At 70.8% G+C, this 7,395-nt stretch carries 4 protein-coding genes; 2 read left to right on the forward strand and 2 right to left on the reverse strand.

Going from position 1 to position 7,395, the window contains the following annotated elements; translation table 11 throughout:
• Nucleotides 1–65 precede the first annotated feature (65 nt).
• On the forward strand, nucleotides 66–2,048 hold the full coding sequence (gene acs, locus GO308_RS08980) for an acetate--CoA ligase (protein WP_240885173.1): 1,983 nt from the start codon (nucleotides 66–68) through the stop codon (nucleotides 2,046–2,048).
• A 13-nt stretch (nucleotides 2,049–2,061) separates the two neighbouring features.
• Nucleotides 2,062–4,155 carry a TonB-dependent receptor gene (locus GO308_RS08985; protein WP_240885174.1) on the forward strand — a complete coding sequence of 698 codons (2,094 nt, stop codon included), beginning with the start codon at nucleotides 2,062–2,064 and terminating at the stop codon, nucleotides 4,153–4,155.
• A gap of 7 nt (nucleotides 4,156–4,162) precedes the next feature.
• Here GO308_RS08985 and GO308_RS08990 read toward each other — a convergent pair whose 3' ends face one another.
• Both GO308_RS08990 and GO308_RS08995 read right to left on the reverse strand, forming a co-directional pair.
• Nucleotides 4,163–6,754 (reverse strand): MMPL family transporter, encoded by a 2,592-nt coding sequence (locus GO308_RS08990; RefSeq protein ID WP_240885175.1) that lies wholly within the window; start codon nucleotides 6,752–6,754, stop codon nucleotides 4,163–4,165.
• A 22-nt stretch (nucleotides 6,755–6,776) separates the two neighbouring features.
• Nucleotides 6,777–7,226 carry a DUF2141 domain-containing protein gene (locus GO308_RS08995; protein ID WP_066481219.1) on the reverse strand — a complete coding sequence of 150 codons (450 nt, stop codon included), beginning with the start codon at nucleotides 7,224–7,226 and terminating at the stop codon, nucleotides 6,777–6,779.
• Nucleotides 7,227–7,395: the final 169 nt, after the last annotated feature.

Genomic DNA, 7,395 nt, shown 5'->3' on the forward strand with positions numbered 1-7,395 from the left:
GCCTTTGTCTTCGCGGAAAAGATATCCTATCCCGCGCCGGTCGATCGGTGGGACAGGAGAAAGCGATGACGGACAAGACGATGGCGCGAACGGGGCGTCGGGTCGAGGTTCCCGCCGGCTTCGCGGGCCCGCTGACCGTCGGTGCGGAGGCGCTGGCCCGGATGAATCAGCGCGCGACCGACGATCCCGACGGCCACTGGCTCGACATCGCGCGGCGGCTTGACTGGGTCCGCACGCCGACGGTGGCGGGTGACTGGTCGTTCGACGCCGCCGATTTCCACATCAGCTGGTATGCCGACGGCCAGCTCAACCTGGCGGCGAACTGCCTCGACCGGCATCTGGAAACACGCGGCGACAAGGTCGCGCTGATCTGGGAACCCGACGACCCCGCCGAACCGCCGCGTCGTTTCACCTATCGCGAACTGCACCGCGAGACGTGCCGGATGGCGAATGTGCTGGCCGGGCTGGGCGTGGCTCGCGGTGACCGCGTCACCATCTATATGCCGATGATCCCGGAAGCCGCGTTCGCAATGCTCGCCTGCGCGCGCATCGGTGCGATCCATTCGGTCGTGTTCGGCGGCTTTTCGCCCGAGGCGCTGGCCGGGCGAATCCGCGATTGCGGGTCGCGCGTGCTGATCACCGCCGATGAAGGCCTGCGCGCACAAAAGCCGGTGCCGCTCAAGCGCAACGCCGACATCGCCGCCGACCATGCCGGGGGGATCGACCGGATGCTGGTCGTCCGCCGCACCGGCGCGGACGTAGCGATGACGCCCGGCCGCGATGTCTGGTATCACGAGGCGGTCGCCGACGCCGCGGAGACGTTCGCGCCCGCGGTGATGGACGCCGACGATCCGCTGTTCATCCTCTATACCTCGGGTTCGACGGGCACCCCCAAGGGGGTGCTCCACGCGACCGGCGGCTATCTCGCCTGGGCGAGCTACACCCACGCGCTGGTCTTCGATCATCGCGAGGATGACGTGTTCTTTTCCAGCGCCGATATCGGCTGGGTGACCGGGCACAGCTACACGCTCTATGGCCCGCTATCGAACGGCGGCACGACGGTGATGTTCGAAGGCGTGCCGACCTGGCCCGACGCGTCGCGGCTGTGGCGCATCGTCGACCGGCATGGCGTCACCGTCGTCTATACCGCGCCGACCGCGATCCGCGCGCTGGAACGCGAGGGCGACGCGCCCGTCGCCGCGACCCGCCGTGCGTCGCTGCGCCTGCTGGGGTCGGTCGGCGAGCCGATCAATCCGGAAGCGTGGAACTGGTATCACGACGTCGTCGGCGAGGGACGCTGTCCGATCGTCGACACCTGGTGGCAGACCGAGACCGGCGGGATGCTGATCGCGCCGGTGCCGGGTGCGGTGACGCTGAAGCCGGGATCCGCCACCGGGCCCCTGCCCGGCATCCGTCCGGCGCTGGTCGACTCCGATGGCCAGACGCTGGAAGGCGCGACGTCGGGCAATCTAGTGCTGACCGCCAGCTGGCCGGGCCAGATGCGCGGCGTGTGGGGCGACCCCGAACGCTTTTTCCAGACCTATTTCACCGCCTATCCCGGCCGCTATTTCACCGGCGACGGTTGCCGGCGGGACGAGGATGGCGACTATTGGATCACCGGGCGCGTCGACGATGTGATCAACGTGTCGGGCCACCGGCTGGGCACCGCCGAGGTCGAGGCCGCGCTCAACGCGCATCCCGCGGTCATCGAATCGGCGGTCGTCGGCGTGCCCCACGACATCAAGGGCCAGGGCATTTACGCCTATGCGATCCTGGCCCAGGATGCAGCCGCCAGTGCAGCGCTCAATCGCGAGCTGGCGCAATGGGTCCGCCAGCAGATCGGGCCGATCGCCACCCCCGACGCGATCCAGTTCGCCCCCGCGCTGCCCAAGACGCGCAGCGGCAAGATCATGCGCCGCATCCTGCGCAAGATCGCCGAGCATGAATATGCCGCGATCGGCGATGTCTCGACGCTGGCCGACCCGCAGGTCGTCGACGCGCTGATCGCGGGGCACAAGGCGATCGTCGACGGCACAGCGGCCGCATGATGCGGGTCTAGTGATGTCGGTGCGACGGATCGTCCCGGCCGTGCTGGCGATGGGCACGGCCTTCCCCGCGCTTGGTCAGCAAGCGCCCACGCCTGCCGCTGCGCCTGCGCCTGGGCCCGACATCGTCGTGACGGGCCGCGGCATCCCGGTCGACCAGGCCGACCGTTCGGACGCGGTGATCGAAATCGGTCGCGACCGGATCGTCGCGACCGCCAGCAACCGGCTTGAGGACGTGCTGGCCGACGTCGCCGGGCTGCAATCCTTCCGCCGCGCCGACAGCCGGTCGGCCAACCCGACCAGCCAGGGGCTGACGCTGCGCGGCATCGGCGGCAACGCATCGAGCCGCGCGCTGCTGATCCTGGACGGCGTGCCACAGGCCGATCCATTCGCAGGCTGGGTCGCATTTCCCGCTTATGCGCCGGCCGCGCTGGGTACCGTGCGCGTCGTGCGCGGCGGCGGCAGCGCGCTGTGGGGACCGGGTGCGCTGGCGGGTGTTGTCGAGCTGGAAAGCGCAACCCCCGACCAGCTGCCGGCCGCGCAGGCCCAGATCGCCTATGGCAACCGCGACGCGGTCGACGCGCTGGCCACCGCGACGCTGAAGCGCGATGGCGGCTTTGCGACACTGACCGCCGGCACCGCGCGCGGCGACGGCTTCATTCCGATCGTCGTCGGCGACCGGGGCCCCGTCGATCGTGCCGCGCGCTATGCCCAGAGCAACGTGACGCTGCGCGCGGCCTTCGATGTCGGCGGCGACCGCGAGCTTCAGGCGACGGTGCGCGCCTTTACCGACCGGCGCGATCGCGGACTGGCCTTCACCGACATCGCCAGCGACGGCGCGGATGCCAGCGTGCGCATCGTCGGCAGGGGCGCGTGGCGCTGGTCGGCGCTCGGCTATATCCAGGCGCGCCGCTTCGCGAGCCAGTTCGCCGCGGTCAGCGCCGACCGCGCGACCGTCACGCCGACGCTCGACCAGTACAACGTCCCTGCGACCGGCATCGGCGGCCGGATCGAGCTGTCGCCACCGCTGGGCAGTGCCATCCGGCTGCGGATCGGCGCGGACGTGCGCGAGACGCGCGGCACCACGCGCGAGCTGTTCACCTTTGTCGGCGGCGCGCCCACCCGGCGTCGCGAGGCCGGTGGGACCACCCGCACGGCCGGGGGCTTTGCCGACCTGCGCGTCGACGCCGGCACGCTGGGCATCGATCTGAATGGCCGCGTCGACGGGTGGTGGATTGCCAACGGTCGGCTGTCCGAAGTCGCGCTGGCGGGCGGCGCGCCGATCACCGACCTCGCCTTTGCCGACCGCGACGGCGTCGAGCCAACCGGGCGCGCCGGGCTGTCCTGGCGACCCGCGGGCGACGTGCTGACCCTGCGTGCCGCCGCCTATCGCGGCTGGCGGCTGCCCACGCCCAACGAATTGTACCGGCCGTTCCGCGTCGGGGCCGACGCCACTGCCGCCAATGCGGCGTTGCGCCCCGAACGGCTCGACGGCGTCGAGGCTGGCTTCGACCTGAAGCCCGGCGCCGCGACTTTCGTTTCGGCGACGCTGTTCGACAACCGGGTGCGCGATGCGATCGCCAACGTCACGGTCGCGCGCGGGCCGGGCAATTTCCCCGGCGTCGGCTTCGTATCGGCGGCGGGATTCTTCCGGCGGCGCGACAATCTGGCCGCGCTCGACGTGCGCGGGATCGAGATCGAGGCGGGGGGCCGCGTCGCCAGTGTCGAAGCACGCCTGTCCTACGCCTATACCGACGCGCGGGTGCGCGGTGCCGGCACGTCCGCCGCGCTGGACGGCCTGCGTCCCGCGCAGACGCCGCGCCACCAGGCGAGCGCGACGCTCGCGTGGCGCTCCGCCGCCGGGACGCAGGCGTCGGTGACCGGGCGCTACCAGTCCAGCCAGTTCGAGGATGACCAGAACAGCCGCGTGCTGGGCGACGCGCTGACCCTCGATTCCGCCGCGACATTGAGCATCGGTGACGGGCTGGCGCTGAGCGCGCGCGTCGAGAACGCGTTCGATGCCCGCGTCGACACCGGCTTCAGCGGCAATGCGCGCGAGCGTTCGCACCCGCGCACGCTGTGGCTCGGGGTCAACGCGACGCTGCGCTGAGCGCGCCCTAGCCGCGCGCCCGATCCTCGCGCGGCGGCGAACCGAGCAGCGCAGGTTCGAAGATCAGCGCGCACACCAGCGTCCACGCCAGCGACAACATCAGGATCTTGCCCATGCTGGCGGTACCGGGATGGTGCGACAGCCACAGCGCACCGAACGCGGTGCCGGTCGCCAGCGCGCTGAACAGCACCGCACGCGCCAGGCTGGATTGCAGCAGGTCGGTTGCGCCCGCCCGCCAAGCCATCACGAAGTAGATGTGGAACGCCACCCCGACACCGAACAGCAGCGGAAAGGCGATGATGTTGGCGAAATTGATCGACTGCCCGATCAGCACGCAGGTCGCGAGCGTCAGAAAGCCCGACAGGATGACCGGCGCGAGCGTGAACGCCACCTCGCGCGCGTTGCGCAGCACCGCGAACAGCAACAGGCTGACCAGCACCATCGCCAGGACGCCCGCCTGGATGAACGCCCAGGCGACGGTACCGGCGGCGGCCTGCGTCGAAACCGGCAGGCCGGTCGCGGCGGGGGCGACCGACTGGACCGCGCGGGTGAAGCGGCTGAGCACGCGATTGTCGTTGCTGTCGCCGCTCGGGAACAACTGGACGCGGACCCGGCCGTCGGGCGCGACCCAGTCGCGGACGATGTCGGGCGGCAGGGTCGCCCGGTCGACCGCGCTCGCCTGCAGCGCCGCGCTCGCCTGGGCAAGCATGATCTGCAGCGGATCGATCAGGACTCGTTCGGTACGCGCACGCGTCGCCGGTTCGGCGGCCGCCAGCACGGCGAATGCCTTGGCCAGCCGCAGCGCGGTCGCGCCGTCCGGCCCGCGGCCCGCCGCCTGCAGCCGTCCCGCCACGCCGCGCAGCGCCGCGACGGTTTCGGCATCGCTCGGCGGCGGCGCGGCCTCCAGCGGGTTGAGCGACAGGTCGAGCAGCAGTGCGGCGTCCTCGATGATCGCGAGCTTGGCCGGCTGATCGGCGGGGACGAAGCTGTCGAGCGTGATCGCCTGCGCCACCTCGGGCCGCGCCGCCAGCCGGCGGGCGAGCGCGGCGGCGGCATCGGCGTCGGCGGCCATCACGTCGATCGTGTTGGGCGTGCGCAGCGGATCGCGCATCAAGTCGGCCAGTGTCCGCATCGCCGGCGCGGACGGATCGCGCAGGTGGAGCGGATTGAAGTCGAACCGGACGAGCGGCAGCAGCGCGATCGATCCGATCATCGACAGGCCGAACGCCCACAGCACTGCGCGGCGATGACGCTCCAGGAAACGATCGATCGGCGCGGCGGCCGAAAAGCCGACCTCGCGGTGCGGGCGGCCGGGACGCAGCAGCATCAGCAAGGCAGGCAGCAGCGTGATGCTGAACAGGAGCGCGATCAGCATGCCGAGCCCGGCGATGATGCCGAGTTCGGCGATGCCGACATATTCGGTCGGCAGGAATGCGCCGAAGCCCAGAAACACCGCGCCCGCCGCCAGCAGCAACGGACCGCCCAGCGCGGTCGCGGCATTGCGCAGCGCGCGGGCGAAGTCGGCACCGTCGAGCCGCTCGGCATTGAACCGGACTGCGATCTGGATACCGAAATCGACGCCCAGCCCGACGAACAGCGGAATGAACGCGACCGAGATCAGGTTGAGCGTGCCGACCGCCAGCAGCCCGATCGCCGTCGTCGTCACCAGGCCGGCGACGATCGTCGCCAGGATCGCCAGCACGATCCGCGCTGAGCGGGTCGCGAACCACAAGGTCACCAGCATGGCCACCGCCATGGCGAGGCCGACCAGGCCGATATTCTCCTCGAGCGAGGCAAACTCCTCGTCGCTGAGCGGCACGCCGCCGGTGACGCGCACCCGGACGCCGTGCGCGGGGTCCAGCGCGGCCCGACGTGCGGCCTCGTCGATCGCGCGGGTCGCCTGCTCGCCGGGCTTGAGCGCACCGAAATCAAGCACCGGCTGGAACAGGATCAGCCGGCGGCGCGACGGGGCGAGGGTTCCCTGCCCCGACCCGATCAGTGCCTGCCACGAAAACTGCGCCTCGCGTCCCGCCACCGTCGCCTCCACCGCATCGGCGAGGCGTGCGAGCGGCCGGTCGATCGCGGCGAGCCGCGTGTCGCCGCGTTCGACCCCGATCAGCACGGTGTCGAGCGCGACCGCGATCCCGCGCAGCGACGGATCGGCGGCGAGCGGGCCAAGCAGCGGCTGGGCCTCGATCAGCGCCGCGGTCGCGCCGCGCACCTCGGCGACGCTGCCGAACAACAGCCCGTTGGTGGCAAAGAACGCGCCGGCATCGGGGCGGCGGACCGAGCGGAAATGCGCGCGGTCCTGCGCCATCGCCGCCGACAGCCGCGCCGCCGCCGCTTCGGCGGCTTCGGGCGTCGTGCCGTCGATGACCACGAGCGCGAGATCGCGAAACTGCGGGAACGCGGCATTGGCCGCGGCTTCCTGCCGGCGCCATTCGACATCGGGCGAGATCAGCGCGCCCGTGTCGGTCGTCATCGCGAAATGCGTCGCGGCGAACAGCATGGACACGACCAGCGTTACCAGCGACAGCGCGGCGACGATCAATGGCCGGGCGGTGCTGAAGCCGACGAGCGGCGGGATCGGATTGCGCATGACCGCCCTGATGCCCCCGGGGTCAGAAATATTGCAGGCTGATCGTCATCCGGGTTTCGCCGGCCCCGACCATGAACCGCGCATCCTTGAAACGCGGCGCGTGGGTGCTGATCCGGTAATTGTTGGAAAAACCGACGCCCTCCTTCGGAATCCCGAACAGCCCGCGATCGACCTTGCCATTGCCGTTTTCATCGTGGAACAGCTGGATGGCGTAGAGCCCCGGGGGGATGTCGCGCACGATGATCTCGGTGCCACCCATCCTGACGCGGGCCTGCGCCGAATAGGGGCAGGGTTTCAGAAAGTCGCCCGCCGGGCAGACATCGACATGGATGGTCCCGCGCACCGCGCGCGTATTGGGCACCCAGACGCGGACCGTCCCCGCCCCGTCCTGCCCGGCGGCGTGCGCCGACGCCGGCGCCATCGCGGTCGCAGCGGCAAGCAGCGCGACGAACAGGCCATGCGCGCGGATCATGCGATGGCCCCGATCCCCCGGATGCCGACATCGTTGTGGCCGAGCGCCTTGAGGACGGTGTCGACGATGTGTTGTGCGTTGAGTTTTGCGAGGTCGTACTGGCGTTCGGGTTTATCCTGGTCCTGGAACAGGTCGGGCAGGCGCATGGTGCGCAGCCTGAGGCCGTGGT

Source organism: Sphingomonas sp. SFZ2018-12 (assembly GCF_022496715.1).
Taxonomy (GTDB): Bacteria; Pseudomonadota; Alphaproteobacteria; order Sphingomonadales; family Sphingomonadaceae; genus Sphingomonas.

Coding starts and splice junctions, on each gene's coding strand:
- GO308_RS08985 (WP_240885174.1), top strand. CDS start 2,062: ATGTCGGTGCGACGGATCGTCCCGGCCGTGCTGGCGATGGGCACGGCC.
- GO308_RS08990 (WP_240885175.1), bottom strand. CDS start 6,754: ATGCGCAATCCGATCCCGCCGCTCGTCGGCTTCAGCACCGCCCGGCCA.
- GO308_RS08995 (WP_066481219.1), bottom strand. CDS start 7,226: ATGATCCGCGCGCATGGCCTGTTCGTCGCGCTGCTTGCCGCTGCGACC.
- acs (WP_240885173.1), top strand. CDS start 66: ATGACGGACAAGACGATGGCGCGAACGGGGCGTCGGGTCGAGGTTCCC.